The sequence below is a fragment of the Agrococcus baldri genome, from assembly GCA_900114805.1.
GTDB classification, from domain to species: domain Bacteria; phylum Actinomycetota; class Actinomycetes; order Actinomycetales; family Microbacteriaceae; genus Agrococcus; species Agrococcus baldri.
Map to the genome: position 1 here is coordinate 202,262 of FOZN01000004.1, position 25,220 is coordinate 227,481.

The 25,220-nt window shown below is 70.9% G+C and carries 34 protein-coding genes; 16 read left to right on the forward strand and 18 right to left on the reverse strand.

The genetic code is table 11. The features are described from left to right. Positions 1-14: 14 nt before the first annotated feature. From BM288_RS12590 to BM288_RS12600, 3 genes are all read left to right on the forward strand, one after another. The gene (locus tag BM288_RS12590; protein WP_092919311.1) at positions 15-1,331 is read left to right on the forward strand and encodes an alpha-amylase family glycosyl hydrolase; all 1,317 of its coding nucleotides are present in this window, start codon (positions 15-17) and stop codon (positions 1,329-1,331) included. Between the two features lie 85 nt (positions 1,332-1,416). Next, entirely contained in the window at positions 1,417-2,061 is a 645-nt protein-coding gene (locus BM288_RS12595) for a hypothetical protein (RefSeq protein ID WP_092919313.1), read from the forward strand. Continuing rightward, positions 2,058-2,576: an RNA polymerase sigma factor gene (locus BM288_RS12600; RefSeq protein WP_318255557.1), complete on the forward strand. Its 519-nt coding sequence runs from the start codon at positions 2,058-2,060 to the stop codon at positions 2,574-2,576. The genes BM288_RS12595 and BM288_RS12600 overlap by 4 nt, the downstream gene beginning before the upstream one ends. 72 nt (positions 2,577-2,648) lie before the next feature. On the opposite strand, the gene BM288_RS12605 is transcribed toward BM288_RS12600, so the two are convergent. Next, complete coding sequence (locus BM288_RS12605) at positions 2,649-3,140, reverse strand: pyridoxamine 5'-phosphate oxidase family protein (RefSeq protein ID WP_092919317.1); 492 nt, start codon at positions 3,138-3,140, stop codon at positions 2,649-2,651. Positions 3,141-3,241: 101 nt separating this feature from the next. Between BM288_RS12605 and BM288_RS12610 the strand changes: the two genes are divergently transcribed. After that, positions 3,242-4,465 (forward strand): GNAT family N-acetyltransferase, encoded by a 1,224-nt coding sequence (locus BM288_RS12610; protein WP_092919319.1) that lies wholly within the window; start codon positions 3,242-3,244, stop codon positions 4,463-4,465. Between the two features lie 35 nt (positions 4,466-4,500). Here the strand turns inward: BM288_RS12610 and BM288_RS12615 are convergent, their stop codons facing one another. Continuing rightward, positions 4,501-4,977: a plastocyanin/azurin family copper-binding protein gene (locus BM288_RS12615; protein ID WP_092919321.1), complete on the reverse strand. Its 477-nt coding sequence runs from the start codon at positions 4,975-4,977 to the stop codon at positions 4,501-4,503. A 126-nt stretch (positions 4,978-5,103) separates the two neighbouring features. Next, on the reverse strand, positions 5,104-6,852 hold the full coding sequence (locus BM288_RS12620) for an FAD-binding protein (RefSeq protein WP_092919323.1): 1,749 nt from the start codon (positions 6,850-6,852) through the stop codon (positions 5,104-5,106). 70 nt (positions 6,853-6,922) lie between these two features. On the opposite strand from BM288_RS12620, the gene BM288_RS12625 reads away from it, so the two are divergent. Both BM288_RS12625 and BM288_RS12630 read left to right on the forward strand, forming a co-directional pair. Next, complete coding sequence (locus tag BM288_RS12625; RefSeq protein ID WP_092919325.1) at positions 6,923-7,879, forward strand: LysR family transcriptional regulator; 957 nt, start codon at positions 6,923-6,925, stop codon at positions 7,877-7,879. Positions 7,880-7,953: 74 nt separating this feature from the next. Then, positions 7,954-8,550, forward strand: coding sequence for a hypothetical protein (locus BM288_RS12630; protein ID WP_092919327.1), 597 nt, complete (start codon positions 7,954-7,956; stop codon positions 8,548-8,550). A gap of 5 nt (positions 8,551-8,555) precedes the next feature. Here BM288_RS12630 and BM288_RS12635 read toward each other — a convergent pair whose 3' ends face one another. Continuing rightward, positions 8,556-9,056 (reverse strand): DUF2231 domain-containing protein, encoded by a 501-nt coding sequence (locus BM288_RS12635; RefSeq protein WP_092919329.1) that lies wholly within the window; start codon positions 9,054-9,056, stop codon positions 8,556-8,558. An 85-nt stretch (positions 9,057-9,141) separates the two neighbouring features. Between BM288_RS12635 and BM288_RS12640 the strand changes: the two genes are divergently transcribed. The 3 genes from BM288_RS12640 (at position 9,142) to BM288_RS12650 (ending at position 10,990) form a co-directional block, all read left to right on the forward strand. Further along, positions 9,142-9,645 (forward strand): sigma-70 family RNA polymerase sigma factor, encoded by a 504-nt coding sequence (locus tag BM288_RS12640; protein ID WP_092919331.1) that lies wholly within the window; start codon positions 9,142-9,144, stop codon positions 9,643-9,645. Then, on the forward strand, positions 9,642-10,364 hold the full coding sequence (locus tag BM288_RS12645; protein WP_092919333.1) for a zf-HC2 domain-containing protein: 723 nt from the start codon (positions 9,642-9,644) through the stop codon (positions 10,362-10,364). Before BM288_RS12640 ends, BM288_RS12645 begins: the two co-directional genes overlap by 4 nt. Positions 10,365-10,456: 92 nt before the next feature. Next, positions 10,457-10,990, forward strand: a complete 534-nt coding sequence (locus BM288_RS12650) for a COG4315 family predicted lipoprotein (RefSeq protein WP_092919335.1) — start codon at positions 10,457-10,459, stop codon at positions 10,988-10,990. Here BM288_RS12650 and BM288_RS14510 read toward each other — a convergent pair. From BM288_RS14510 to BM288_RS14700, 4 genes are read right to left on the reverse strand one after another with little or no spacing between them, the layout of a single operon-like run. Next, positions 10,961-11,101, reverse strand: coding sequence for a hypothetical protein (locus BM288_RS14510; protein WP_177220387.1), 141 nt, complete (start codon positions 11,099-11,101; stop codon positions 10,961-10,963). The genes BM288_RS12650 and BM288_RS14510 overlap by 30 nt on opposite strands. Positions 11,102-11,150: 49 nt before the next feature. Further along, the gene (locus BM288_RS12655; protein WP_092919337.1) at positions 11,151-11,966 is read right to left on the reverse strand and encodes an MBL fold metallo-hydrolase; all 816 of its coding nucleotides are present in this window, start codon (positions 11,964-11,966) and stop codon (positions 11,151-11,153) included. 14 nt (positions 11,967-11,980) lie between these two features. Then, positions 11,981-12,400, reverse strand: a complete 420-nt coding sequence (locus tag BM288_RS12660) for a GNAT family N-acetyltransferase (protein ID WP_318255558.1) — start codon at positions 12,398-12,400, stop codon at positions 11,981-11,983. Then, entirely contained in the window at positions 12,400-12,561 is a 162-nt protein-coding gene (locus BM288_RS14700; protein WP_318255559.1) for a hypothetical protein, read from the reverse strand. The genes BM288_RS12660 and BM288_RS14700 overlap by 1 nt, the downstream gene beginning before the upstream one ends. Positions 12,562-12,626: 65 nt before the next feature. Here BM288_RS14700 and BM288_RS12665 point away from each other — a divergent pair, with 65 nt between their 5' ends. Further along, positions 12,627-13,322, forward strand: coding sequence for a VOC family protein (locus BM288_RS12665; RefSeq protein ID WP_092919339.1), 696 nt, complete (start codon positions 12,627-12,629; stop codon positions 13,320-13,322). 44 nt (positions 13,323-13,366) lie between these two features. Continuing rightward, entirely contained in the window at positions 13,367-13,615 is a 249-nt protein-coding gene (locus tag BM288_RS12670) for a type II toxin-antitoxin system Phd/YefM family antitoxin (protein WP_092919341.1), read from the forward strand. Positions 13,616-13,907: 292 nt separating this feature from the next. Here BM288_RS12670 and BM288_RS12675 read toward each other — a convergent pair whose 3' ends face one another. After that, the gene (locus tag BM288_RS12675; protein WP_092919343.1) at positions 13,908-14,297 is read right to left on the reverse strand and encodes a heavy metal-responsive transcriptional regulator; all 390 of its coding nucleotides are present in this window, start codon (positions 14,295-14,297) and stop codon (positions 13,908-13,910) included. A 93-nt stretch (positions 14,298-14,390) separates the two neighbouring features. Between BM288_RS12675 and merA the strand changes: the two genes are divergently transcribed. Next, positions 14,391-15,782: a mercury(II) reductase gene (gene merA / locus BM288_RS12680; protein WP_092919345.1), complete on the forward strand. Its 1,392-nt coding sequence runs from the start codon at positions 14,391-14,393 to the stop codon at positions 15,780-15,782. Between the two features lie 273 nt (positions 15,783-16,055). Here merA and BM288_RS12685 read toward each other — a convergent pair whose 3' ends face one another. The 7 genes from BM288_RS12685 to BM288_RS12715 form a co-directional block, all read right to left on the reverse strand. Beyond that, positions 16,056-16,517 (reverse strand): signal peptidase II, encoded by a 462-nt coding sequence (locus tag BM288_RS12685; protein WP_177220388.1) that lies wholly within the window; start codon positions 16,515-16,517, stop codon positions 16,056-16,058. A 98-nt stretch (positions 16,518-16,615) separates the two neighbouring features. After that, complete coding sequence (locus BM288_RS12690) at positions 16,616-17,224, reverse strand: cadmium resistance transporter (RefSeq protein WP_092919349.1); 609 nt, start codon at positions 17,222-17,224, stop codon at positions 16,616-16,618. Further along, complete coding sequence (locus tag BM288_RS12695) at positions 17,225-17,878, reverse strand: cation efflux transmembrane domain-containing protein (protein ID WP_092919808.1); 654 nt, start codon at positions 17,876-17,878, stop codon at positions 17,225-17,227. Beyond that, positions 17,875-18,228, reverse strand: coding sequence for a Cd(II)/Pb(II)-sensing metalloregulatory transcriptional regulator CmtR (gene cmtR / locus BM288_RS12700; RefSeq protein ID WP_092919351.1), 354 nt, complete (start codon positions 18,226-18,228; stop codon positions 17,875-17,877). The genes BM288_RS12695 and cmtR overlap by 4 nt, the downstream gene beginning before the upstream one ends. Before the next feature lie 293 nt (positions 18,229-18,521). Further along, on the reverse strand, positions 18,522-18,704 hold the full coding sequence (locus tag BM288_RS12705) for a hypothetical protein (protein WP_092919353.1): 183 nt from the start codon (positions 18,702-18,704) through the stop codon (positions 18,522-18,524). Further along, complete coding sequence (locus BM288_RS12710; protein WP_318255560.1) at positions 18,701-19,162, reverse strand: HIT family protein; 462 nt, start codon at positions 19,160-19,162, stop codon at positions 18,701-18,703. Before BM288_RS12710 ends, BM288_RS12705 begins: the two co-directional genes overlap by 4 nt. Positions 19,163-19,172: 10 nt before the next feature. Further along, positions 19,173-19,709, reverse strand: coding sequence for a MarR family winged helix-turn-helix transcriptional regulator (locus tag BM288_RS12715; RefSeq protein WP_092919355.1), 537 nt, complete (start codon positions 19,707-19,709; stop codon positions 19,173-19,175). 94 nt (positions 19,710-19,803) lie between these two features. On the opposite strand from BM288_RS12715, the gene BM288_RS12720 reads away from it, so the two are divergent. Further along, positions 19,804-20,136, forward strand: coding sequence for a hypothetical protein (locus BM288_RS12720; protein WP_092919357.1), 333 nt, complete (start codon positions 19,804-19,806; stop codon positions 20,134-20,136). Positions 20,137-20,168: 32 nt separating this feature from the next. On the opposite strand, the gene BM288_RS12725 is transcribed toward BM288_RS12720, so the two are convergent. After that, complete coding sequence (locus BM288_RS12725) at positions 20,169-21,227, reverse strand: trans-sulfuration enzyme family protein (protein ID WP_092919359.1); 1,059 nt, start codon at positions 21,225-21,227, stop codon at positions 20,169-20,171. A gap of 99 nt (positions 21,228-21,326) precedes the next feature. Beyond that, positions 21,327-21,926: a GNAT family N-acetyltransferase gene (locus tag BM288_RS12730; protein ID WP_092919361.1), complete on the reverse strand. Its 600-nt coding sequence runs from the start codon at positions 21,924-21,926 to the stop codon at positions 21,327-21,329. Between the two features lie 58 nt (positions 21,927-21,984). Here BM288_RS12730 and BM288_RS12735 point away from each other — a divergent pair, with 58 nt between their 5' ends. The 3 genes from BM288_RS12735 to BM288_RS12745 all read left to right on the forward strand — a co-directional run bounded on the left by BM288_RS12735 (position 21,985) and on the right by BM288_RS12745 (position 25,202). Next, positions 21,985-23,112, forward strand: coding sequence for a DNA glycosylase AlkZ-like family protein (locus BM288_RS12735; protein WP_318255561.1), 1,128 nt, complete (start codon positions 21,985-21,987; stop codon positions 23,110-23,112). Between the two features lie 105 nt (positions 23,113-23,217). Beyond that, positions 23,218-24,150: a diacylglycerol/lipid kinase family protein gene (locus BM288_RS12740; protein WP_177220389.1), complete on the forward strand. Its 933-nt coding sequence runs from the start codon at positions 23,218-23,220 to the stop codon at positions 24,148-24,150. Continuing rightward, positions 24,147-25,202 (forward strand): phosphatase domain-containing protein, encoded by a 1,056-nt coding sequence (locus BM288_RS12745; RefSeq protein ID WP_092919365.1) that lies wholly within the window; start codon positions 24,147-24,149, stop codon positions 25,200-25,202. The genes BM288_RS12740 and BM288_RS12745 overlap by 4 nt, the downstream gene beginning before the upstream one ends. Positions 25,203-25,220 lie beyond the last annotated feature (18 nt).

Sequence of the window (25,220 nt, forward strand, 5' to 3'; positions counted from 1 at the left end):
GCATGATGGCAGGTATGGCAGCCGAGCAGCGAGTGACGCACTGGAGCACCAGCGCGATGTGGTGGCACGTGTACCCGCTGGGCTTCACGGGCGCTCCCATCCGCGACGCGCACGGCGACGAGGTCGTGCACCGGCTGCCGCGCATCGAGGCATGGCTCGACCATGTGCTCGAGCTCGGCCTCAACGGCATCGCGCTGGGCCCCATCTTCGCCAGCAGCACGCACGGCTACGACACGGTCGACCATTTCGCGCTCGACCCGCGGCTGGGCGACGACGCCGATCTCGACCGGCTGATCGCGGCGGCGCACGAGCGCGGCATCCGCGTGCTGCTCGACGGCGTCTTCAACCACGTGGGACGCGAGCACCCGGCCTTCGCCGCCGCGCAGGCAGACGCGCGCGCGCCCGAGGCGGCGCTGTTCCGGCTCGGCGAGGGCGGCGAGGCAGAGGTCTTCGAGGGCCACGGTGCGCTCGTCGAGCTCGACCACACCTCGCCCGCGACCGCGCAGCTGGTGGTCGACGTGATGCGGCACTGGCTCGAGCGCGGCGTCGACGGCTGGCGGCTCGATGCCGCCTACGCCGTGCCCGCCGACTTCTGGGCCCGCGTGCTGCCGCAGGTGCGCGAGCATCACCCGGATGCCTGGTTCCTGGGCGAGGTGATCCACGGCGACTACTCGGGCTTCGCCGCCGAGTCGACCATCGACAGCCTCACGCAGTACGAGCTGTGGCAGGGCATCTGGCACGCCATCGTCGACCGCAACCTGTTCGAGCTCGAGCACGCCATCGGCCGCGGCAACGAGCTGCTCGAGGCTTTCGTGCCCTACACGTTCCTCGGCAACCACGACGTCACCCGCATCGCCTCGGCGGTCGGTGCCGAGCTCGTGCCGCACGCCCTCGCCGTACTCTGCACGGTCGCCGGGAGCCCTGCGATCTACGCCGGCGACGAGTACGGCTGGCAGGCCGTCAAGGAGGAGCGCGAGGGCGGCGACGACGCGGTGCGGCCCGAGTTCCCGGCCGAGCCGGTCTCGCCCGACGACCTGGACGCATCCGCTCGTCACCTGCTCGACGTGCACCGCGAGCTGCTGGCACTGCGTCGGCGCAACCCGTGGCTGACCACCGCGCGCACCGACGTGATCGAGGTGGCGAACACCTCGATGGTGCTGCGCACCGCGACGGGCGAGGCGGGACTCATCACCGCGCTGAACCTCGACGACGAGCCGGTGACGATGCCGGCGGCGGATGCGTCGTCGGTCGTCGCGGGGGAGTGCGAGCTGGCAGATGGTCGCCTCACGCTGCCGCCGCGCGGCTGGGCGGTGCTGGAGGTCGCGCGGTAGCACTTCGCGGCCGATTCGCGATGCGGATGGACGGAACGGCCGCTGCCGGGCATGCACTGTGCAGGATGACCCTGAGGAGGCAGCCGTGGACGAGTCGTTCGAGACCAGGTTGGAGCGCGCCGGCGGAAGCGTGCATCGTGACGCCGCAGTGGGCGAATCGCTCACCCGCATGGTGGAGGCGACGCTCCCGCAACGGACCGCGCGGCGATCGCGCTGGATGTCGGGGCTCGGCATCGGCGGACTGCTGCTGGCACTTGGTGCGCCCGCTGCCGTGGCGGCGACGGTGTGGGGACCGTGGAGCATCGTGACCGAGCCAGAGCTCGTGGTCGAGCGCAGCTGGACCGACGTCGAGGGCACGCCGCTGGGCACCTGCGCCTCGCACTTCGCCACCCACGGCCTGCCTGCGGACGCGCTCGCGACAGGACTCGCCTACCTCGAGTCGCTCGACGTCGATGCGCTGACAGCCGATCCCGAGCGGGTGGCCGCTGGCCTCAACAGCGCGGGCAGACTCGACGAGATCGGACGGCTCGTCGCAGACGCTCAGCCAGGCGACTTCGACGTGCGCCACGAGGGCGCGCTGATCCTGGAGTCGGACGCACGCATCCTGCAGGACGCGATGATGCTGTCGGTGAGCCAGGATCTCGCCCAGGTGATCTTCGCGGAGCACGCGGAGCTCGGTGACGCGGGCATCGAGATGGCGCTGGAGACGCAGTGCGTCGAGGCACCGTGACGGAATCCGCCTCGCGGCAGCGTGAGGTGGAGCAGGTGCTGCGTTCCGTCGCACCCGATCTGCTCGGCTACTTCCTCCGTCGCACGCCGAGCCCGGAGGACGCCGCCGACATGGTCAGCGAGACGCTGGCGGCGACATGGCTCTCGACCTCGAAAGTTCCGCAGGAGCCTGAGCAAGCACGGATGTGGGTCTTCGGTGTGGCGCGCAATGTGCTGCGCCACCATCACCGCAGCGGCAGTCGACGCAGCGCTCTCGCCGAGCAGCTGGCGGCGGCCGTGCGGCAGGCGCAGACGACGACGGTGCATGGCGTCGACGAGGACGCGCTCGACGTGCAGCTCGCGGTCGCGGCGCTGCCGACGCAGCTGGCAGAGCTCATCCGCCTGGTGCACTGGGACGGCTTCTCGATCGAGCAGGCCGCCCGGCTGCAGCAGATCCCCGCATCCACAGCGCGCAGCAGGCACGCCCGTGCCAAGCAGCTGCTGAAGGAGCGCCTCGAAGCGCCCGTGAAGCGCTGAGTCGGCGGCGCCTCATGCTTGTGCGGCGGCGCGTTCGCCGGTCGTCGACACGACCGGCGAGCTGCCGCGCGGCTAGAGCGGCACGACGCCGCTGTCGCCGAGATCCGGCCGCTCGTCGCCGACCAGCCCCTTGACGAGCTGCACGGCGGTCGCGATCCCGCCGGGTGAGTCCCAGTACTCGGCGGAGGTGGCAGTCACCTCGAGCAGGCCGTTGCCGGGATCCTCGGGATCGCCCTCCATGAAGGCCCCGGCGGAGGCGTCCCAGAGTTCGCGCAGCTTCGCGTCGTCCTGGATGAACCGCGCGGTGCCGGCCAGCGACACCCAGCCGCCCTTGCCGGCGTAGTGCACGTTCACGCGGGGGTCGGCGCTGATCGCCTCGACCTTGTCGGTCGCGCGCTCGGTGATGAACCAGACGGTGCCCGGCTCGGCGAAGTCCTGCGTGCCCATCGGCGTCGACACCAGGTCGCCGCCGGTCGAGATGTAGGAGAGCGCCGCGATGCGCGTGGAGCGCATGATGTCGGTGACGGTCTGCAGCTGATCGTTGTGCGTGGTGTCCGTGTCCATGTGCCCCACGGTGGCACCGTCGGCTGACTGCGGGCTGAGGCCGCCGCGTCCGGTGGACGATTGCGTCAGACTGGTGGCCGCGTCGGGGGAGGGAGCAGCGCATGATCGTCTTCGAGGAGCGCGTGCCGTCGGCTGCCGAGCAGCGCGCGGTCGCGGAGTCGGTGGGCTGGGACGACCACTTCGACTGGGCGAGCCTGCCCGCGTCGCTGCACGGCTCTGAGCACGGCGTCGTCGCGCGCGAGGGGGATCGCGTCGTCGGCGTCGGACGGCTGGTGGGCGACGGCGTGCGCTACTGGTACGTGCAGGACGTGATGGTGCGACCGGATGCCGCCGATCAGGGCATCGCCTCCGGCATCGTCGCGCGGCTGCTCGCCCGGGTGCGCCGAGTCGCGCCGGCAGAGGCGATCGTCGGCCTGTTCGCGAGCCCGGAGGCTGTCGGCGTCTACGAGGAGCTCGGATTCGTCGTCGCGACGGACGATCCGCTCGGCATGACGCTGACCGTGGAGGGCGAGGGTGCGCCGGCGCGGAGCCGATCGACCGATGCCGCGGCGGCGCTGGGCTACGACGCTGCATTCCTCGGTGAGCCGGTCGCGGCGCCGGCACCGGCGGCCGATGCAGCCGCGCCGGTGCTGCCGTATGTGCACTTCAGCGTCACGATGCACCTGCAGCGGCGGCTCGCGTGGTCGGTCGCCTGGAACGTCGACGGGCTGCGCCTCCAGCCGGGCATCGCGCGCAGCAGCCGCTTCTTCCTCGACGACCGGCTCACTGACGAGCAGCAGACCGGCGAGGCCGTCTACCGCGACAACGATCTCGACCGCGGCCACATCGCCCGCCGCGCCGACCTGCTGTGGGGCACGGTCGAGGAGGCGAAGCAGGCCAACCGCGACTCCTTCACGTTCACGAACATCTCCCCGCAGCTGGCCGGCTTCAACCAGTCGAGCCGCGGCGGCATCTGGGGCGAGCTCGAGAACGGGGTGCTCGAGCTCGACGAGCTCGTCGACCGCCGCATCAGCGTCTTCGCCGGACCCGTGCTCGCCGACGACGACCCCTGGTACCGCGACCTCGTGCAGGTGCCGCGCGACCACTGGAAGGTCGTCGTCTACAAGGTGGCGGATGCGCTGCGGTCGAAGGCGTTCCTGCTCACGCAGGACCTGGACGGGCTGCGCACCGCCTACCTGGATGCGTTCCGCACGTACGAGCTGAGCCTGGCGGAGCTGGCCGAGCGCACCGGGCTCTCCTTCGACGGGCTGCCCGGCGCTGACCAGCCCGACACCAGGCAGTGCCCACCGCGCGAGATCATCGGGCTCGACGACCTGCGCTGGTGAGCGCGGCCCCGATCAGCAGATGCGGGCGCTGTCGCTCAGCCCGTGACCTCGAACTCGCCGCGCATGTTGCTCTGGTGCGGGTCGCAGACGAAGGTGTACGTGCCGGGCTCGAGCGTCACCTCGACCGTCGTCTCGTCGTTGCCGGCGACATCGGTCGCGACATCGACGCCGCCCGGCCCGGTGAGGTGGAAGTTGTGCATCCGGGACAGATCGGCGAAGGTCAGGCTGTAGTCGCCCGCGGGCAGCGACGTGACGGGGTTGCCCTCGGCGTCCAGCAGCGCGATCTCGTACGCCTCCGGGTCGTCAGCGGTGCCGACCATGCCCGTCAGCTCGCCGCCGGCGGCGGGAGCCTCGGAGTCGTCGGAGCCGCCGCCGTCGTCGGAGGTGGCCGCCGGCGCGGTCGCGGCGGGCTCGCTCTCGGCCGGGGCCTCGGGGGTGCTGCCTGTGCAGCCGGTGAGCACCAGCGCAGCGGCAGTCAGCAGCACGGCGAGCGCGCTTCGGGTGTTCGACATCGGCGGTCCCTTCGCTCCGGGAGGTGGCTCGGCAGTCGCCGAGCGCTGTTCCTCCGCAGGTCGGGGCTGAGTGTAGACCCGCGGTGTGTGCGTCGCCCGTTGACGCCAGCACCGGTCGCCGCCCGACTACTCGACGAGCTTGCCGGCGACGGAGTCGTCGGCGCCGGCCTCCGCCAGGTGACGGAAGCTGTCGGGCGCGGTCGAGAGGGGCTCGAAGCTGACACCCTCGGCGGGCGACCAGACGAAGTTGCCTTGCATGGCCGGGTCGGTCTCCGGGAAGTCGGCGCGGTTGTGGGCGCCGCGCGTCTCCCGCCGCTCGAGTGCGCTCTCGAGCGTGGCGCGGGCTGCCAGCAGTGAGCCGAGCAAGTCGTAGGCGTGGGCCAGATCGTCGAAGCCGGCGATGTCGGGGTGCGCCGTCACGCGCTCGGCGCGATCCTCGAGCGACGTCAGCTTGCGCAGCCCCTCCTGCAGCCCGCGCTCGGTGCGGACGACCCCCGCGTGCTCGCTCATGAGGTTGCGCACCTCGCGCTGCAGCCGGCGGGCGGATTCGGTGCCGCGCTCGCGCATCAGCGACCGCATCTCGTCGCGCGCCGCCTCGACGGCAGCCGGGTCGCGGCGCACGTCGGTGCGCGCGCCGGCATAGTCGGCGGCGTGCTGCCCGGTGATGCGCCCGTAGACCAGCAGCTCGATGAGCGAGTTGCCGCCCAGCCGGTTCGCGCCGTGCAGGCCGGAGGAGGCCTCACCGATCGCGTACAGCCCGTCGACACCGGTGCCGTGGTGCTCGGGGTCGACCCAGACGCCGCCCATCGAGTAGTGCGCGGTCGGAGCGATCTCCATCTTGGTCGTGGTGATGTCCAGCATCTGCAGGTCGATCAGGGTGCGGTACACGCGCGGCAGCTGGCGCAGGATCTGCTCGCGCGGCAGGTGCGAGACGTCGAGGTAGACGCCGCCCTTGTCTGTGCCGCGGCCCTCGGCGATCTCGGTGAAGCCGGCCAGCGCCACCCGGTCGCGCGTCGAGAGCTCCATGCGCTCGGGGTCGTAGCGCTCCATGTAGCGCTCGCCGAGGGCGTTCGTGAGGATCCCGCCCTCGCCGCGCGCGGCCTCCGAGACGAGCGTGCCGGCGGCGTCGTCGGGCTCCAGCAGGCCGGAGGGGTGGAACTGTACGAGCTCGGGGTCGCGGATGCGTGCACCGGCCAGCGCTGCGAGCCGGAACGCATCCCCCGTGTTCTCGTCACGGCGCGAGGAGGTGTGCCGCCAGATGCGGGTATGGCCGCCCGCGGCCAGGATGACGGCGTCGGCCAGGATCTGCACGGGCGTGCCGTCGAGGATGTCGAAGCCGTAGGCGCCGAAGATCGTGCCGTCTGCGACCAGCAGGCGCGTGATGTAGATCGTGTCGACGATCTCCACCCGCAGCTCGGCCGCGCGCCGCATGAGCGTGCGCTGCAGCTCCAGGCCGGTGTAGTCGCCCGCGTAGGCGGTGCGGCGGTAGGTGTGCGCGCCGAAGAAGCGCTGCGAGATGCGGCCGTCGTCCTCGCGGGCGAACGGCATGCCCCAGCGCTCGAGCTCATCGATGCCCTGCGCCGCGCCGCGCGCCACCGTCTCGACGATGGCCGGGTCCGCGAGGAAGTACGACTCGCGCAGCGTGTCGGCCGCGTGCTGCTGCCAGGAGTCCTGGGGGTCGATGGTGCCGAGCGCGGCGTTGATGCCGCCCGCCGCGAGCGTCGTGTGCGCGTCGTGCTTGCGGCGCTTGCCGACCGCGAGCACCTGCACGCCGCGCTGCGCCAGCTCGATCGAGGCGCGCAGCCCCGCGCCGCCGGTGCCGATCACCAGGACGGAGGTGGAGAGGAGGCGTTCGGATGCGTGTGGTGCGGTCATTCCTCCACGCTAGGGAGCGACAACGCATGCGTCCAATGCATTGATCGGCTGACTGTCATGTCGGTACGCTATGGCGATGAAGCTCGAGCACCTGCGTTCATTCGAGGCCGTGGCGCGCATCGGCAGCTTCACCCGTGCCGCCGATGAGCTCTTCGTCGCCCAGCCCTCGCTCAGCCGTCAGATCGGCGCGCTGGAATCCGACCTCGGCACCGAGCTGCTGCGGCGCGCGCCCTCCGGCGTCACGTTGACGGCGGCGGGGGAGGTGCTGCTGCCGATCGCGCGGCGCATGCTCGGCGATGCGCGCACCGCACGCGAGCAGCTCGACGAGCTCGCGGGCCTGCGACGCGGCAGCGTCCGGCTGGGCGCCCCACCGACGCTCTGCGTGTCGCTGGTCGCCGACGCGGTCGCGGCGTACCGGGCCGCGCATCCGGGTGTCGAGCTGCACATCACCGAGGGCGGTTCCCGCTTCCTGGTGGATGCGCTGAACGAGGGCGCGCTCGACCTTGCGCTCGTGGTGACGCGCAGCGCGCAGCCGGCAGCGCCTGCCACCGAGCTGATCCCGCTGCTGTCGGAGGAGCTGGTCGTCGTGTCGGCAGCGAGCGCCGGGGAGCGGAGCGGCGCCGGGCGGCGCGAGCTCACACTGGCGCAGCTGGCGAGCGTCCCGCAGGTCGCGTTCAGCCGCAGCTACGACCTGCGCGTGGCGACCGACGCCGCGTTCGCGGCCGCAGGCCTCACCCCGACGATCGCCGTCGAGGGCGCTGAGATGGATGCGGTGCTGCGGTTCGTGGAGCGCGGGATCGGGGTCGCGGTGGTGCCGGCGATGGTGGTGATCGACCGGCCCGGATTGCACAGTCGGCGCCTTGTGCGACCCCAGCTCACCCGCACCGTCAACCTCGCCCGGCGCACCGACGTCGGCGCTTCGGCCGCCGCGTCCGAGATGCAGCGGATCATCTTCGAGGCGGTCGACCGCCTCGCCACGCCCGGCACCGAGCTCGCGCAGCGCGTGGCAGTGGCGTCGCGCGCCTAGGTCGCCGCCGGCGCTCTCCACAGCGCGGGTCGCGGTGCCCGATGTGCGCCCACGTCTTCCCGCACACTGACCGCGTGACCGCGATCGACAGCATCCACGCCCAGCACGACCAGCCCAGTGACCGGGTGCCCGCCAAGCACGGGAGCCGGTGGGAGGAGGGAGACTTCGCCGTCATCATGCAGGCGTGCCGGGAGGGCTGCGGCCTGGAGGAGATCGCCGTCAGGCTCGAGCGCACCGTGCAGGGGCTCCGCGGCCAGCTGCGCCGCATGCTGCCTGCGGCGGAGCGCCATCTGTCTCCCGAGCTGGTGCTGCCGCGGCTGCGCCAGCTCGAACGGGACGGGGACTACGACTGGCTCGCCGCGATGGCGGAGCGGACGGTCTCGCCTTGGGAACGGCGTCGGGAGGAGAAGGCCGAGCGCCACGAGCGCGGCATCGGCGCGCTCGACGATGAGGATCTCCTCGGCATCGCGCAGGCGGTCGTCGACAGCACGGTGCGGCAGTCGCCCGAGCTCCGACGGGCGCTGTCGGACGAGCTGCACCGCAGGGAGCTCGACGGACTGGTGCGGCGCCGCGCCCTGGCGGCGGCTGAGACTTCGGTGGACTCGCTGGTCCGCGACGGATGGAGCTATCCGGGCGAGCGGTATCCGTCGGAATGGATGTTCGGAGACTGACCGCCTCACCCCAGGATGCCGCCCCAGACGGCGCGGGCACCTGAGTCGCCGATCAGCACGACGGTCACCGTGGCGCCCGCAGCGGCCACGAGCGCCAGCGCGGCGAGCACGATCGTCACCGGTCGAGCCCGACGGGAGGAGCCGTCCGGCCCGCGCCTGCCGCCCCAGCGGAACCACGCCCACTGCGCTGCCGCGACCACGAGCATCCCGATCACCCACGGCAGCAGCATCTCCGCGTAGTCCTCGTGGGTCTCGACGGCCGGGGTCTCACCCACGATGTCGGCGAGCGCCTCACCGGCGGACACGGTGATCGGCACGAGCACGACCAGCAGCGCGGCCGCGAGCGGCGTCACGATGCCGAGGCGGCGCTGCGCCGCGGGCCACAGGCTGCCGAGCACGAGCGCGAGCGCGGTCAGCGGCACGAGGATCACCACCGCATGCACCATCAGCGGGTGCAGGGGGAGGCCGGCGATCGCGAAGCCGTTGCCGGCGAGCAGGAGATCCATACTGGATAGTACGAGGCGCGACGGCGCGAGGTTCACCATGAACCGCGAGGCGCTCGCTCTCGTGTCACCTTCGAGGAGGTGGACGATGCCGCCGGAGGACGCGGAGCAGCTCGGTGCGCTGTACGACGCGCACGCCGCGCCCGTGTGGCGCTACGTCGTGCACCTGACGGGCGATCGCGCCGGTGCCGACGACGTGGTGCAGGAGACACTGCTGCGCGCATGGCGCAGCCCGCAGATCCTGGCGGAGCCGGCGACGGCACGCGCGTGGATGCTGACCGTCGCCCGGCATCTGGTGATCGATGAGACGCGCACAGCGCGCCGGCGCCACGAGGTGATCGTCGCGGAGCTGCCGGAGCGGTCGACGACCGACGCCACCGACGCGCTGTTCGAGGCGATCCTGATCGAGGATGCGCTCGCCGAGCTGAGCGCGGAGCATCGCGGCGTCATCATCCGCGCCTACTTCGGCGGCCGGCAGATCGCCGAGATCGCCGCAGAGCTCGAGATCCCGGAGGGCACGGTGAAGTCGCGGCTGCACTACGGGCTGCGCGCGCTGCGACTCGCACTGCAGGAGACGGGGGTGACCCGATGAGCCAGGCCCACGAGCACTTCTCGGACTGGGACGCCGCATATGTGATCGGTGCCCTGAGCCCGTCGGATCGCCGCGCCTTCGAGGAGCACCTGGAGGGGTGCGAGCGCTGCGCTCGCGCGGTGGCCGAGATCGCCCCGACGCTCGGGCTGCTCGCGCGCGTCGACCCCGGTCGCGCCGAGTCGATGCTGGACGAGCAGCGCGACGATGCGGCTGAACCGGGGGAGCGGTCGGCCTCCTCGATGCTGACTCGCGACGCGCTGCTCGAGCGCGCGGCGCGAGAGGGGCGGATGCGTCGCACACGGTGGGCAGGCATGCTCGCCGCCGCCGCGGTGCTGGTCGTCGCCCTCGTGGTGTCGCTCGGCGGACTGCTGGTTCCCGTCTCGTCGCGCGGCGACGTGCGAGCGGCGGAGCTGGTGGCTGCCGGCGACCTGCCGCTCACCGCGAGCGTCGAGCTGGACCCGGTCGGCTGGGGAACGCGAATCGAGCTCGAGTGCAGCTATCGGGGCAGCGGCGGGCCGGTCGACGGCCGGCCGTACGTGCTGGTGGTCGTGGACCGAGACGGGGCCGGCAGCCAGATCTCGAGCTGGCGCGCGGCGCCCGGCTCGACCGCGCGGCTGAGCGCCGGGACCGCGCTCGACGTCGCCGACATCGCCGCCGTCGAGATCCGTGCCGAGGGGAGCGGCGACGTGCTCATGCGGGCAGAGCTCGACGAGGGATAGGCGCGCCGCAGACGGAGCCGTGGTGAACCTCCGTGCGCCCGGATTCGTGTCCCCAGTGACCGCATCCGCGGCCCCGATGAAGGGACGCTCTCATGAGCTCGAGAATCACCTCGGCGGCGCTGGCCGCCGGACTGCTCGTCGTCGCACTCGCCGGCTGCGCGAGCCCGGCGGACGACGCCGAAGCGCCACCGGCGGCGCCGGCATCCGAGACCACCGACTCGGGCGCCGGCGACCCGTATGGCGGCTCCGACGCCTCTGACGCGCCGGCCGCCGCGGCCGCGTTGATGGTGGCCGACTCCTCGCTCGGCGAGATCGTCGTCGACGGCGAGGGCATGACGGTCTACATGTTCGACAACGACACCCAGGGCGGCGACGCGAGCACCTGCGAAGGGGAGTGCGCCGCGAACTGGCCTGCGGTGACGACCGAGTCGGACGCGCCGGAGGTCGAGGGTGTGACCGGCGAGGTGAGCACGATCACCGGCATCGACGGCGGCATCCAGGTGACGCTCAACGGCTGGCCGCTCTACTACTTCGCGGGTGACGCGGCGGCCGGGGATGTCAACGGCCAGGGCGTCAACGAGGCGTGGTGGGTGCTCTCACCGGACGGCGAGCGCATGGCCGAGTGAGGCGACCCGCCCGGCGCCGGACCGACGCCGCGCGGTCAGGCTGGCGACGTCGAGCTCCTCGGTGAGGTCCTCCTCGATGAGTTCGACGAGCCGGTTGAGCGCTGCGATCATGGTGTCCCTCCTGCCTCGAGGATCCCCGGCAGCGCCGGAAGGCACCCGACTATCGCGGTTCGATGCGATCGCGCAGGCGCTGCAGCTGCGCCCGGTGCACGTCCGCCATCCAGTCGAGCGGCGCGTCGGGGCCGATGCGCGGGTCGTCGGGCTCGCGGCCGCGCTGCAGCGCCTCGATGTACGCCGTGTCGAGCGCGATGCGATCGCGCAGTGCCTGCCCGTCACCGACCGAGCCGTGGCCCGGCACGATCGTGCGCACCGCATCCGCGATCTCCTCGAAGCGCGAGAGCGCGCCGAGGTAGTCGTCGAGCGGCTGGGCGGCGTCGAGGTCGAGGAAGGGGATCAGCGCATCCGAGAGCATGTCGCCGGCGACGAGCACGCCGGCGTCCTCGATGAGCAATGCCGCGTGGCCGGGGGCGTGCGCGCGGTGCTCGATGATGCGGATGCGCGGGCCGGCCCACGGGATGTGCGCGGCACCGGGCGAGAGGGGTGTGATGTCGCCGAGCAGCTCCATCGGGATGTCGTCGGCGAACTCGGGCGGTAGATAGTCGGCCAGCTCGGCTCGCCAGCCGTCGCGACCGACGAACGCGCGGATGGTCGCGGCGCAGTCGGCCGTGCCGTACCGCTGTGCATCGCCGAGCGCGGGGTGCCAGAGCACGTGATCCCAGTCGGGATGGGTGGCGAAGCCCGCGACGACCGGCAGGCCTCGCTCGTCGAGCGCTCGCGCGATGCCGGCCAGCTCGTCGCGCGTGATGCCCGGGTCGATCAGCAGCGCGCCCTCGTCGCCGCGCACGATGACGCAGTTGCTCTGGATGCACGCGCTCTCGTGGACGAGCACCCCGTCGGCGATCTCCTGCAGTGGCATGGCGCTCCTTGCGCTCAGGCGGGCTCGACCGTGCGCCGCATGACGGTGTTCTTCAGCCCCTTCGGGCGGATGTGCGTGAAGCCGGCCTCCTCGTACATCGTGCGAGTGCCGTTGTAGACGAAGGAGTTGCTCGGTCGCTTGGCGCCGATCTCGTGCGGGTAGCCCTCGACGACGCCGCCGCCCTGCGCGGCGATCAGGCCGAGTGCGCCCTGCAGCGCGGCCTTGGCGAGGCCGTCGCCACGGTGCCGCTTGTCGACGAAGATGCACGTGATGCGGTAGTCGGGGGCGAGGTCGGCCTCGGCGTCGTACTGCTTGCGGTGGTGGATGTTCGGCAGCTCCTCCGGGGTGCCGAACTCCGCCCAGGCGATCGCCTCGTCGCCGGCCATCACGAGCGCCGCGTGCGCACGCCCGGCCTCGACCAGCTGCCGCTTCATCAGCCTGTGCCCTCGGCGCCGGGCTGCCGGTCGGCGCACTCGGGGTGGAAGTACGTGCACCAGCAGCCGCCGAAGATGCCGTTGTGCCGGTCGACCATCGCGGCGAACGCGTCCCACGTCTCCACGCTGAGCGGCTCGATCGCGTAGTCGTCGGCCGCCATGCCGTCGATCGTAGGGGGAGCGGCGCCCTCGCGGGGCGGTCGATTCGGCGATAGCGTTCGGGAACATGGACATGCTGGGAGGCGGCGCGATCGCCGCGGCCGATCTGACCGACTGGCGCAAGCTCGCGCAGGGGCTGCACGCCCGCTACCTGATCGACGACTTCGGCGCCGGCGTCAGGTTCCTGGCGGCGGTGGGCGAGGCGGGCGACGAGCTCGGTCACCATCCGCGCGTCTCGATGGCCCCTGGCTGCGTCGACCTCAAGCTGACCAGCGACGACGCGGTCTACCGCGACGGCGACACCGAGCACATCGTCGAGTGGGTCACGCAGCTCGACATCGACCTCGCGCGGCGGATCACGGCGATCGCGGGCGAGCGGCGGCTGCGGTCGGAGCCGGGCTCGGTGAGCGTCATCGAGCTCGGCCTCGACGCGGCGCGCTCCGCGACGATCGCGCCGGTGTGGGCAGCGCTGCTCACAGGCGACGCCTCATCGCAGGGCCACGGCTCACCGAGCGACGAGATCCGGGATGCGTCGGGTCGCGTGCCCAACCTGTGGTTCGGTGAGGCCGGGGGAGCGGGCCAGCGATTCCACGTCGAGGTGTACGTGGCGCCCGAGACCGCCCAGCAGCGGATCGATGCCGCGGTCGCCGCCGGTGGACGGGTCGTCGATCGCGGCGATGAGTCGGGGCTCACCGTGATCGCCGATCAGGAGGGCAACACGGGCGTCGTCTGCGTCGATGTGAGCGCGGTGCAACGGGGCTGAGGGCGCCCAACCTACGATGCACCTCACCGATCTACACTCTGCCCATGAAGACGATCTCCGTGCGTGAGCTGCGACAGAACCCGATGCAGATGCTGCGCGACGTCGAAGCGGGGGAGAGCTACACGATCACCTCCTACAACCGACCTGTCGCAAGGGTCGAGCCGACGGCGTCGTCGACGCGAATCATCCCGAGCAAGAGGACGGGCCGCCCGAATCTGTCCGCGCTGCCGAAGCATGAGCTGCGCACCGCCGAATCGATGGACGAGCTGCTCGACGACCTGCGGGGGCAGTGATCTCGACGTTCTGCGTCATCCTCGGTCCGTCCAGGCGGTCAAGCGCTGGTCTCAGCAGAAGTCTTCCGCGAGTCGGATCACCTCCTCTACATAGGTGGTGTCCGCACGCAGTTGTTGCTCTGCATCGGCAGGTCGTGTCACCGCATGAAGGGGAGCGTTCAAGCGCGTCGTCCCGTCTGGGACTGGATATCGGGGATATCAACCCAGGTCGTGAACCTGAGCACAGAGTCGCCTTGAGCAGTCCGCACCGGTCGTCATGCGCTACCGCCGCGGCCTTATGGCCACGAAGGGCTCACAGGTATCGGCATACGTCCTTGGACTGGCATTCGGAGGGGTTGGCTTGTGCGGCGTCGTCTCGGAGGTGGGCGACGTTGGTGCGGAGCGCTTGTAGGTCGGCGATCTGCTGGTCGAGGGCAGTGAGGCGGATGTCGAGGAGCTCCTTGACGTGGTGGCACGGGGCGGTCCCGGCATCTCGAATATCGAGCACCTCGCGGACCTGAGCGAGTGTGAGTCCGGTGGCGCGCCCTCGCCGGATGAAATCCAGCCTGGCGATGGCATCCTGGTCGTAGTCGCGGTATCCGCTGACGGTCCGTTCGGGGGGCGGCAGCAGTCCGCTGTCCTCGTAGAACCGCAGGGTCTTGGTGGTCGTGCCAGTGGCCTCGGCGAGTTCACCGATTCGCATGGCGGTCTCCGCTCTCGGTACTTGACCTTCTACTGCACTGGAAGGTCCATGGTGGGTGATGGATGGGCGAATACCAAACCGGAGGAGCTTGAGATGAGCGCGGAGTACGACGTTGACCTGGCCGTAATCGGGTCGGGAGGAGCCGCGATGGCAGCAGGTATCGCGGCCCGCAAGGCGGGCGCCGAGGTCGTACTGATCGAGCGCGGCGCTCTGGGCGGGACCTGTGTCAACGTCGGCTGTATTCCGTCCAAGACCCTGCTGGCCGCTGCCGGGACACGGCACAGTGCGCTAACCAACCCGTTCGACGGCGTTCCCACCTCCGCGGACGGCGTGGACCTGGACGCCCTGGTGGCGCAGAAAGCTGAGTTGATCGACCGACTCAAGCAGCACAAGTACACCGAGGTCGCTGACGCGTGGGGGTTCCCGCTGATCTCAGGTGAGGCTCGCTTCGCCGACAAGGACACGGTGGAGGTCGACGGGAAGCCGCTGCGGGCACGGTCCTACGTGATCGCGACCGGTTCGCAGCCCACGGTGCGCGGCATCGACGGGATCGAGGATGTGGAGTACTTGACGTCGACGACTGCGATGGAACTGACCGAGGTGCCCGAGTCGCTGGTGATCATCGGTGGCGGCTATGTCGGGATGGAGCAGGCCCAGCTGTTCGCGCACCTCGGCGCTCGCGTGACTGTGATCGGGCGCCTGGCGTCGCGCGCAGAGCCGGAGTTGCGCGAGGTCATGGCCGGTGTGTTCGCCGATGACGGTATCGCCGTGATCGCCGAACACGCGACCGGTGTCGAGACCGCCGAGGAAGGCGGCGTCAGAGTGATCACCGCGTCCGGGAACCAGGTGACTGCGGAGCGACTGTTGGTGGCGACCGGCAGGCACTCCGACACCATCGCGTTGGATCTCGCGGCAGCGGGCGTCGACACCGACGCCCGGGGCTTCGTCGTGATCGACGAACACCAGGCCACGTCCAACCCGCGGGTGTATGCAGCGGGCGACGTTGCGGGCACTCCGCAGTATGTGTACGTCGCCGCCGCCTCTGGACGGGTCGCTGCCGTCAACGCACTCGGCGACGGTGGGGCAAAGCGTGAGACGGTGGACTACACCGGCCTGCCGGCGGTGATGTTCACCCGCCCACAGTTGGCCTCGGCAGGGCTCACTGAGAAAGAAGCGCTTGAGCAAGGCCACCCGTGTGCCTGCCGCACTTTGGCGTTGGAGGACGTGCCGAGCGCACTGGTGAACCGCGACACTCGCGGCGCGCTGAAACTGGTCGCCGACGCACGCACCGGCAAGGTCCTAGGCGTCCACGCGGTCGCTGACGGAGCGGGCGAGATCATGCTCGCCGCCACTTACGCGATCAAGGCCGAGATGACCGTCGACGACCTCGCCGACACCTGGGCTCCCTACTTGACCATGGCCGAGAGCCTGCGGATCGCCGCCGGGCTGTTCCGCAACGAACTACCCACCTCCTGCTGTGCCTGACCCGACCCGGGCCGCACCGGCCGGGCCGCAGGACGCCGGGTTGGTGCATTGTCTGCATCACCTATGAGCGGTGAGCGCTCGTTAAGAGTTCACCACGCACGGAAAACGCCCGGTCAGGCGCGAGTTTCCGCCAGGGCGCGTCGTGGGCGTGAAGTGATACCAACGTGCGAGTGGGGGTACTGCCCACCTTGACTGGATATCGGGGATATCGACTCACGTCGTGAGCTGCCGCGCTCGGACTCGGCCGAGCGCGGCACAGCCAGGTCCTGAGGATTAGGACCGCATGGGTTTGCCCTTGAAGGCGAGGGCGATGCAGAGCGTCAGGCCGCCGAACACGAACACGTCTGCGACGTTTCCGATGAACCAATCGGCGTAGGCGATGAAGTCCACCACGTGGCCTCGGCCGGGACCGGGGTGCCGTACCAGGCGGTCGATGACGTTCCCGAGGCCACCGCCGAGGATGAGGCCAAGGCTCAGCGCCCAGGGTAGCGACGTGGTTCTCCAGGTGAGCCAAGCCGCGAATAGAGTGCCCGCAGCTGCGAGGGCGGTGATGAGCGGTGTCGCGCTGGCGCCGAGCGAGAGTGCCGCACCCGGGTTATAGGTGAGTTGCGTTGCGAGCATGTCGCCCAGCAGTGGATGACGCTCGCCCACAGCGAGGGTCGCCTCTGCCCAGATCTTGCTGAGTTGATCGATCGCCACGGCGGCGAGCGCAGCGAGGTAGCCGAGCAGGGTCACCCTCCACAATCGAGGTGTCGTGTGTGGCGGGGAGGCGCCTCCCGCGGCGACTGCCGGTGCTGCCGCGGGACTTGGCGAGCTGTTGCCAGTCGTCGACATTAGGCCAGTGCCTCGAAGAGGCGGGGGACGACGCCGGATTCGATCAGGATGAACAGGCCGAGGCCGATGAACACGGCGGGCACGAGCCAGTGCTCGATGCGCTCGAGAGTCTCGGTGACGGCCTTGTGCGTGCCGATGACCTTACCGAAGAGGCACCAGACGCTCACCAGAGCGAGGAACACGACGATGGTGATCGTGGTGTCTGCGGGCGAGATGGTTCGGAACACCGGCGTGTAGAGGCTGATGTTGTCCGCCCCATTCGCGATGGTGATCCCGGCGATGCCGAGCAGGCCGAGGCCCTTCATCGTTGACTCGTCAGGATCTGCATCGTCGCGCTCGCGCAGTCCCCGGATGAGTCCGATTACACCGATCAGCAGGGGGAGGAGGCCAAGGAAGCCGACCCACTCGTCCGGGATGATCGTGAGCCCGAGTGCCGCGACAACGCTGATCGCAACGAGGGTTGCGAATCCCAGGTATTGGCCGAGGACGATCTGCCAGGGTCGAGGCCCGCCGCGGGACGATGCGAGGAAGAGCACGGTGAGTATGACGATGTCGTCGATGTTGGTTGCCGCGAACATGCCGATCGCGGAGGCAATGGTCGCGAGCATCTAGAGGTCCTTCTCCTCGAGATCGCCCAGGACCTCGAAGGGCGATTCGACATCGCCGCGCCATGCCTCGACGCCTTCGCGGATCGCGAGTCCCGCGACAACGAGTGCAGCCACGGAATCTGCCCACATCCAGCCGAAGAGCAGGTTGAGCAACAGGCCGACGAGCACCGTGCCGGACAGGTAGATGCACAGGAGCAATTGCTTGGCGTCCGCCTGCACGCTGCGCGAACCGAGCTCGCGACCGGTGCGGAACTCGAACCAGGCCAGTGCCGGCATGACGAGCAGGCTGAGGCTGGCGATGCCGATGCCGAGCGGGCTGTGATCGACCTCTTCCACCCCGGTCAGCGTGAGCACCGCGTCGATGATGACGTACGCGGCGAGCGCGAAGAACGCGATGCCGATCGCGCGGACGGTCGCCTTCTCCCACCGTTCCGGATCCTTGCGCGTGAACTGCCATGCGACTGCGGCCGCGGAGAGCACCTCGACGATCGAATCGAGCCCGAACCCGATCAGCGCGGCCGAGGAGGCCATCGAGCCCGCCCAGATCGCGACGATCGCCTCAATGAGGTTGTAGGTGATCGTGAAGCCGACGATGAACCGCACTCGGCGATGCAGGGTGGTTCGTCGTGCCTCGGTGAGCGTCTCTGCGCTCATCGGGTCGACTCGCAGCAGCCGGGGACCGGGCACTCCGGATCCAGGCACGGTGCTTGCTCGTCGACAGCCAACGTCACCTCGACCAGCGCGGTCAGTGCCTGGGCGAGGTGTGGGTCGGCGATCTCGTATCGCGTCTGCCGGCCTTCGGGCTCGGCCACGGCGATGCCGCAGTCCCGCAAGCAGGCGAGATGGTTCGACACGTTCGAGCGTGTCAGCTCGAGCTCGCGCGCAAGGACAGCGGGGTAATTCGGTCCCTGTAGCAAGTTCAACAAGATGCGTGAGCGCGTCGGGTCCGCCAGTGCCCGGCCCAGCCGATGCATCACGTCCGGTCGATTCGCAATAGTCAGCATGCACTGACTATACAGCAGATGCTGACCTACGACGCCCGAGGCGCTGGATGACTTGCATTCATGGTGGTGCAAACTTTGCACCAATCAGGAGCGGCGCCCGTCGGCCGGCGTCCGGCCCTGCGCGGAAAACACCCGGTCAGGAGCGGGTTTTGGTGGGATCTGTTTGCTGAGTTGGGCCTCAGGGAGAGTGGGGCCGGAGCTTCGGTATCAACTCAATCCGACATAATGTGCATTATCGGCGCATTGAGCAGGGCGCGGAACGGCGGCCGCACAACGCGCACGATGCGCGTCGGTCAGCGTTCTGACGACCGGCGGCCTATCAAGGAGCGGAGCACGAAGAACACCACGACGGCGACGACGGCCACGATGACGAGCTTCCCGATGAACCACAGGAGGCTGAAGACGACGTCGACGATCAGCCACGCGATGACGATCGCCACGATCGCGCAGATGACAGCCCATACGGTGCGACTCATGCTTCGAGGCTAGTCGTCTCGAGCGCGGCCGCGAGCACCCGTGCGCGCTCCGCGATGGCCGCCGCATCGGCCGGGTGGCCCGGCTCGAATGGCAGCTCCAGGCGATCCTTGGCTCTGTCCCGGTAGCGCGGGATCACGTGCAGGTGGAAGTGGAACACCGTCTGCCAGGCCTCGGCCCCGCTGCACTGCAGCAGATTGACGCCGTCAGCGTCGAGTTCGCTGAGCGCGACCCTGGCGATGCGCTGGGCAGCGAGCACCGTCGCGGCGAGGGCGTCGGCCGGGATGTCGATGAGGTCGGCGCTGTGCTGCTTCGGGATCACGAGCAGGTGGCCGTCCGCACCCGGATCGATGTCCATGAAGGCGAGGGTCGTCGCATCCTCTGCCACCTTCGCGCACGGCACCGCGCCGGTGACGATGCCGCAGAACACGCAGTCGCTTCGATCAGCCTCGTCGCTCACAGCAGCGATGCTAGCGAGCGGGCGTCCGTGCTGCGTGGCCAGGCTGCTCGTGATCGTCGACCGTCTCGACCGCCTCGCACATGCGCTCCAGGAAGCCCGCGACCGTGCGGCGCTCGGCGTCGCCCAGGTTGTCGAGCGCGTCGATCATCCGCCGGTGCATCGCGCCGAGGGTCGCGCGCACCTCGTCGTCGGTGTCGACGGTCGGCACGACGATCGAGGCCCGTCGGTCGTCCGGGTGAGGCTCGCGACGCACATGCCCGCTCTTGACCAGCCGGTCGACGAGCGCCGTCACCGACGGCGATGCGAGCCCCAGTGCAGTGGCGAGGTCCCGCTGGCGCAGCGTCTCACCGCGCCGCTCCGCCTGCAGCAGCAGCCGCAGCGCGAGCAGGTCGGTCTCCCCCATGCCCATCGACGACCGCGTCCGCGCCCGCATGGCCTTCTCGGCCGATCGGTAGCGCCGCAGCAGGTTGAGCACGTCGACGCTCGTCGGCACCCCGTGCTCCGGGTACCAGTAGCCGGAGTTCTGTGGCGTCGCAGCAGCGTGCATCGTGGTGCTCCTCTCTCTCGCGTCGATGTCACCCTATCGTTCGACGATGGTATAGGTTGATCATCGAACTAATGATGTAACGAAGGAGCAAGCAATGTCGCAGACGCTGGTGCCTGAGCGCCGCTCGATCGCTCGCACGACGGACGGTGGACGCTCCGCGGTGACGTGGTCGTCGCCGAGCGAGGACCTGTGGGTGGCCTCGCGGTCGGACGCCGGCGGCGCGCACTTCCTCGGCTTCATCGAGCGCAGCCTCGACCTCTTCCACGCGGTCGACGGGCAGGGCGTCGGGCTCGGTCGCCACTCCCGCGTCGACGACGCGAGGCAGGCGGTGCTCGCGTCTGATCGCGCCGTGGCGGCATCCGCACCCGAATCATGGAGTGCGGCGGGCGCTCCCGTGCTGGCCGTGCGCGACCTCCGGCGGCGCTGAGGCCCAGGCGCAGCCGCGCAGGCCGCCGCCGATCAGCTGCCGAGCGCGTGCAGCAGATCCTCGGCCAGGTCGTCGATGTGCTCGATGCCGACCGACAGCCGGATGAGCCCTTCCGGGATGGTCGGCGCCTCCGTCGGCCAGCGCCGGCGCCGCTCGAGCGTCGACTCCACTCCCCCGAGGCTCGTCGCCGGGATCCACAGCTGCACGCGCTCGACGACCCGGTCGGCGGCGGCCGCATCGGCGAGCACGATCGCCAGCACCGTGCTGAAGCCGGGGTCGCGCACGTCGACGACACCCGGCGCACCCGCGAGCCTGCGTGCGAGCTCGCGCGCATTCGACGCGGCGCGCTCGAGCCGCACCGACAGCGTGCGAAGCCCCCGCAGCGCCAAGAAGACCTCCATCGGGCCCGGGATGGCGCCGTGCAGACCGCGGTGGTGACGGATGCGCTCGGCCAGCTCGGGCGTGCGCGTCACGACCGCACCCAGCACGACGTCGCTGTGGCCCGCGATGAGCTTCGTCGCGGAGTGCACGACCACGTCGGCGCCGAGCTCGAGCGGGCGCTGCAGCAACGGCGTCGCGAAGGTGTTGTCGACGATGCTCAGCGCCCCGGCTGCCTGCGCCGCGCCCGTCAGGCGCGGGATGTCGGCGATCTCGAGCGCTGGATTCGTGGGCGACTCGAGCCACAGCAGCGCCGCTCCGGGCAGCGCGGCCTCGACCGCGTCGGCGTCGGTGATGTCGACGCGCCGCACCTCGAAGCGGCCGGTCGCGGCGCCCTCGTCGAGCAGCAGCAGCGCGTGCTGGTAGGTGTGGCGCGCGACGACGACCGCTCCCCCGTGCGGCACCTGCGCCATGACGGCACTCACCGCAGCCATGCCGCTCGCGAACGCGATGCAGTCGCCGCCCTCGAGCTCTCCCAGCGCCTCCTCGAAGGCGCTCCACGTGGGGTTGCCATAGCGCGCGTAGACGGGGTCGCCGCCCTGCACGAAGGTGCTCGTGAAGGTCACGGGCTCGTTGAGGGGCGCTCCTGGCGCGTGCGGCGGGCGCCCCGCGGTGACGGCGACGGTCTCGGGGCGGCGGCGCGTGTCTGACATGTGGCAATTCTGGCACCGCGGGTGCGCCGGGGGCGTACACGCAGGAGGCGGCAAGCGAGGCGCCGGAGCTGATATGCGACGCACAGCCGCGGTCCGGCATCAGGCGAAGTCTGCGCGCAGCACCTTCCGTCGCTTCGTCGGGTGCGAGACCTCGGTGAGGCCGGCCGCCTCGAAGGTCGGCAGCGTGCCGACGTGCAGCTCCTCTTCGATCACCGCGGTGGTCGTGATCGGGTATGCCTCCACCGCTCGCGCGCCGCGCTCCCGAGCGAACGCCACGGCAGCCGCCGCGAGCTCGCGGCTGATGCCGCTCCTGCGGTGCCCCGCGCGCACGAACAGGCACGTGATCGCCCACACCGACGCATCCGCGCTGTGCTCATCCCGGTCCTTCCAGGGCACCGTGAACTCGCGCACCAGTCCCTGGTGCTCCGAGCGCGGCGCCACGGCCGCCCAGCCCACCGGCAGCTGGCCCAGGTAGGCGACGAGGCCGGTGGTGGCGGATGCGTCGGGCTCGCCCGCGCTCGTCTGGTCGCGCAGGCGCGTGGCGCGCTCCTCGACGGGGGTGCCTGCGAAGGTCTCGCCGCGCTCGAGCCGGTAGCGCTGGCATCGGCAGCGGGATCCGTTGCCGCGACTGCCGAAGATCGCGTCGAGGTCGGCGGGACTGGCACGGTTCGCCGGCACGATGCGGAGCTCGTCCTCCATGCGCCCATCCTCCCCCACACCACGGACTCGCGTCGGCGGCAGTGCGTAGCATCGCCACATGGTTGTCAGCGAGGTGCGCACGATCACGGCCGAGGAGGCGCGGCGCATCGCGGTGCGCGCGCAGTGGCTCGACGCCGACGGGTATGACCAGCGCGACGCGGGCGACCTGCCCGCGCTCGCCGAGCAGCTGACGCTGCTGCCGCTGAACCCGGCCGACATCGTGTGCCCCTCGGCCGAGCAGATCGCGCACACGCGCATCCCGGAGCTCGCCTACGAGGACGTGCGGCGCAGCGTCGAGGTCGACCTCAGCCTCGTCGAGCACCTCGGCCCCCACCGGCACCCGATGGAGGCGTGGGCGATCGCGCTGCGGGCCACGAGCGACCTGCCGTGGCTCACGGCCATCGGCCGCTCCGCCGACGCGATCCACGCCTCGGCGCGCGACTGGCTGGAGGCCAACGATGGCTTTCGCGCCCGGGTGCTGGCGCAGCTGCGCGAGGACGGCCCGCTGCCGCAGGCCGACATCGACGACGCCGCCGACGTGCCCTACCGCTCCAGCGGCTGGAACACCGACCGGAACGTCGCGATGATGCTCGAGCTGCTGCAGATCCGCGGCGAGGTGGTCGTCGCCGAACGGCTCGGCACCGCGCGCGTCTGGGATCTGGCCGAGCGCGTGCTGCCGCCCGTCGAGCCGGTGGAGCGGGAGCAGGCGGAGCGCACCTGGGGGCAGCGCTGGCTGCGCGCGTGCGGCATCGCGCGAGCGACCCACCTGGGCGACGAGGGCGAGCCCGTGCGCGTCGAGTGCGCCGACGGAACGGTGCTGCGCGGCCAGTGGCGGCTCGACCCCGATGCGAGCGCCGAGGGCTTCGCCGGCCGGGTGGCGCTGCTCTCGCCGCTCGATCGGCTGATCGCCGATCGCAAGCGCATGACGCAGCTGTGGGGCTTCGAGTACGCGCTCGAGCAGTACACGCCCGCCGCCACGCGCAGGTGGGGCGCCTTCGCGCTGCCGATCCTCGATGGCGATCGGCTGGTCGGCAAGGTGGATGCGAAGTCCGATCGCGACGCGGGTGCGCTGCGCGTGCACCGCATCCACTGGGACGAGGATCCGAGCGCCCGCCTGCGTGATGCGGTGCACGATGAGATCGCGCGGCTGGGCGCCTTCCTGTCGCTGCGGCCTATCATGCCGTGATCGTCGCGCTCGTGCTCGCCGTCGCCTACGGGCAATGCCGGGCCGGTGGCGCCCTCACGACGGCGTGACCGCCGGCCGCCGAGTGCGCGCGGCTACGCTGGCCGCGTGCCCTCGCTCGCCGTCATCGGCAATCCCACCGCGCGAGGCTTCGACCGCGCCGTCGACGCGGTGCTGCGCGAAGCGGCAGCCACCGGGGCAGACGCGCGTGTGCTGCCCACGAGCATCGCTGAGCCGGGTGGTCCGCAGACCAGTGCGGCGCTGCAGCAGGGGGCGGATGCCGTGGTCGCCATCGGCGGCGACGGCACCGTGCGGGAGGTGGCGAGCGTGCTCGCCCACACCGGCGTGCCGCTCGGCATCGTGCCGGCCGGCACGGCCAACCTGTTCGCTCGCAACCTCGACCTGCCGCTGCGGGATGCGGCAGCGACGGCGCGCATCGCCGTGGGCGGATCGGCGCCGAGCGGCAACGCCGCGCGCATCGACCTCGGCCGCGTCGTGCTCACGCGGGGCGACGGCGTGACCGAGCCCGAGCGCGCCTTCCTGGTCGTGACCGGTGTCGGCAACGACGCGCTGGCTGTCGAGGCTGCCTCGCTGCTGCACAAGCGCCGGCTCGGCTGGGCCGCCTACATCGCCATCGGAGCGCGCCGGCTGCGCAGCCCGAGCTTCGCCGTGCGCGGCCGCTTCGACGGCGGCGAGATCGAGTCGACGCACGCCTGGAGCGTGCTCGTGCACAACGCCGCACGCATCCCCGCGGGCCTGCAGGTGCTGCCCGACACCCGGCTCGACGACGGCCTGCTGCACATCGCCGCCGTCAGCCCGCGCCACCTCGCCCACTGGGGTCGCATCGCTGCCGCCGGCGCCGGCATCGCGCGCGCCGAGGGCGTGCTGCGGCACCGCACCGCCGAGCGCGTCACACTGGGCTGGACGGATGAGCTGCTGCCGGTGCAGATCGACGGCGATGCGGCGGGCCGCATCACGCGGCTGGACGCGCGCATCGATCGCGGGGCGCTCAGCATCCGCCTGCGAGGATCGCTCGTATGAAGCCGAGGGAAGCACTGCAGCAGCTGCGCGCGACGCCCCAGGGGCAGCTCGAGTGCGTGCTCGAACAGATCGATCTCGAGCGCTCCGTGGCAGCGATCGCCGGCACCGTGCTCACCGGCCTCTTCCGCGGCGACGAGCGCCGCGAGCTCGTGCAGCTGCTGTGCACCGACCGTGTCGACGAGCTGAGCCCTGCCATGCGCGCCCGCGTCGTGCACGCGCTGCGGCGCCTCTCCCCCAGCCCGATCCTGTCGACGGGCATCCGATCGATGCTCACCTCCCTGACCGGTGAGCCCTTCCGCGACATGAAGTACCTGCTGAACGCCACCGGCGACAGCCACGACCTCGAGCACGTGGTCTACGAGCGCCTCACGCCCGCCGACCGCGACGCCGTGCTCGCCCACATCGCCGCCGAAGCGGCATCCGCACCCTCGCCCGACCTGCGCATCCTCTGCGACATCGACGACACCGTCAAGGCGATGCTGCACGACGGCCGCTATCCGCGCGGCACCGTCTACCCGGGCGTGGTCGAGCTGCTCAAGGCGCTCGACCAGGGCCGCGCGGCGGAGCCCTCGCGGCCCGGCGACCTGACATTCGTGACAGCGCGCCCAGGAGGCCCGAAGGGGCTGATCGAGCAGTACACGCGCAACGCCCTGACCGGCCTCGGCATGCCGCCGCACGCGGTGCTCGGCGGCTCCGTCTTCAACCTCTTCACGAAGGCCTCGATCAAGGCGCGCAAGCTGCAGAACTTCGAGCGCGAGCGCTCGCTGTTCCCCGAGTGCCGGTTCCTCTTCCTCGGCGACAGCGGCCAGGCCGACGCGCAGGTGGGCGCCGAGATGCTGCGCCGCGGCCCCGACTTCGTGGTCGCGGTGCTCATCCACGAGGTGGTGCCGGTCACCGGCGCCAAGCGGGCGAGCCTCGAGCAGGCGGGCATCCGCTTCCACAGCTCCTACGACGAGGCGGCGAGCATCCTCTACGGGCTGGGCGTCATCGATCGGGTCGGGCGGGATGCGGTGGTGCGGGCCGTCGACGAGATCAGCGGGATGATGACCTAGGTCACCACCCCGCCGAGC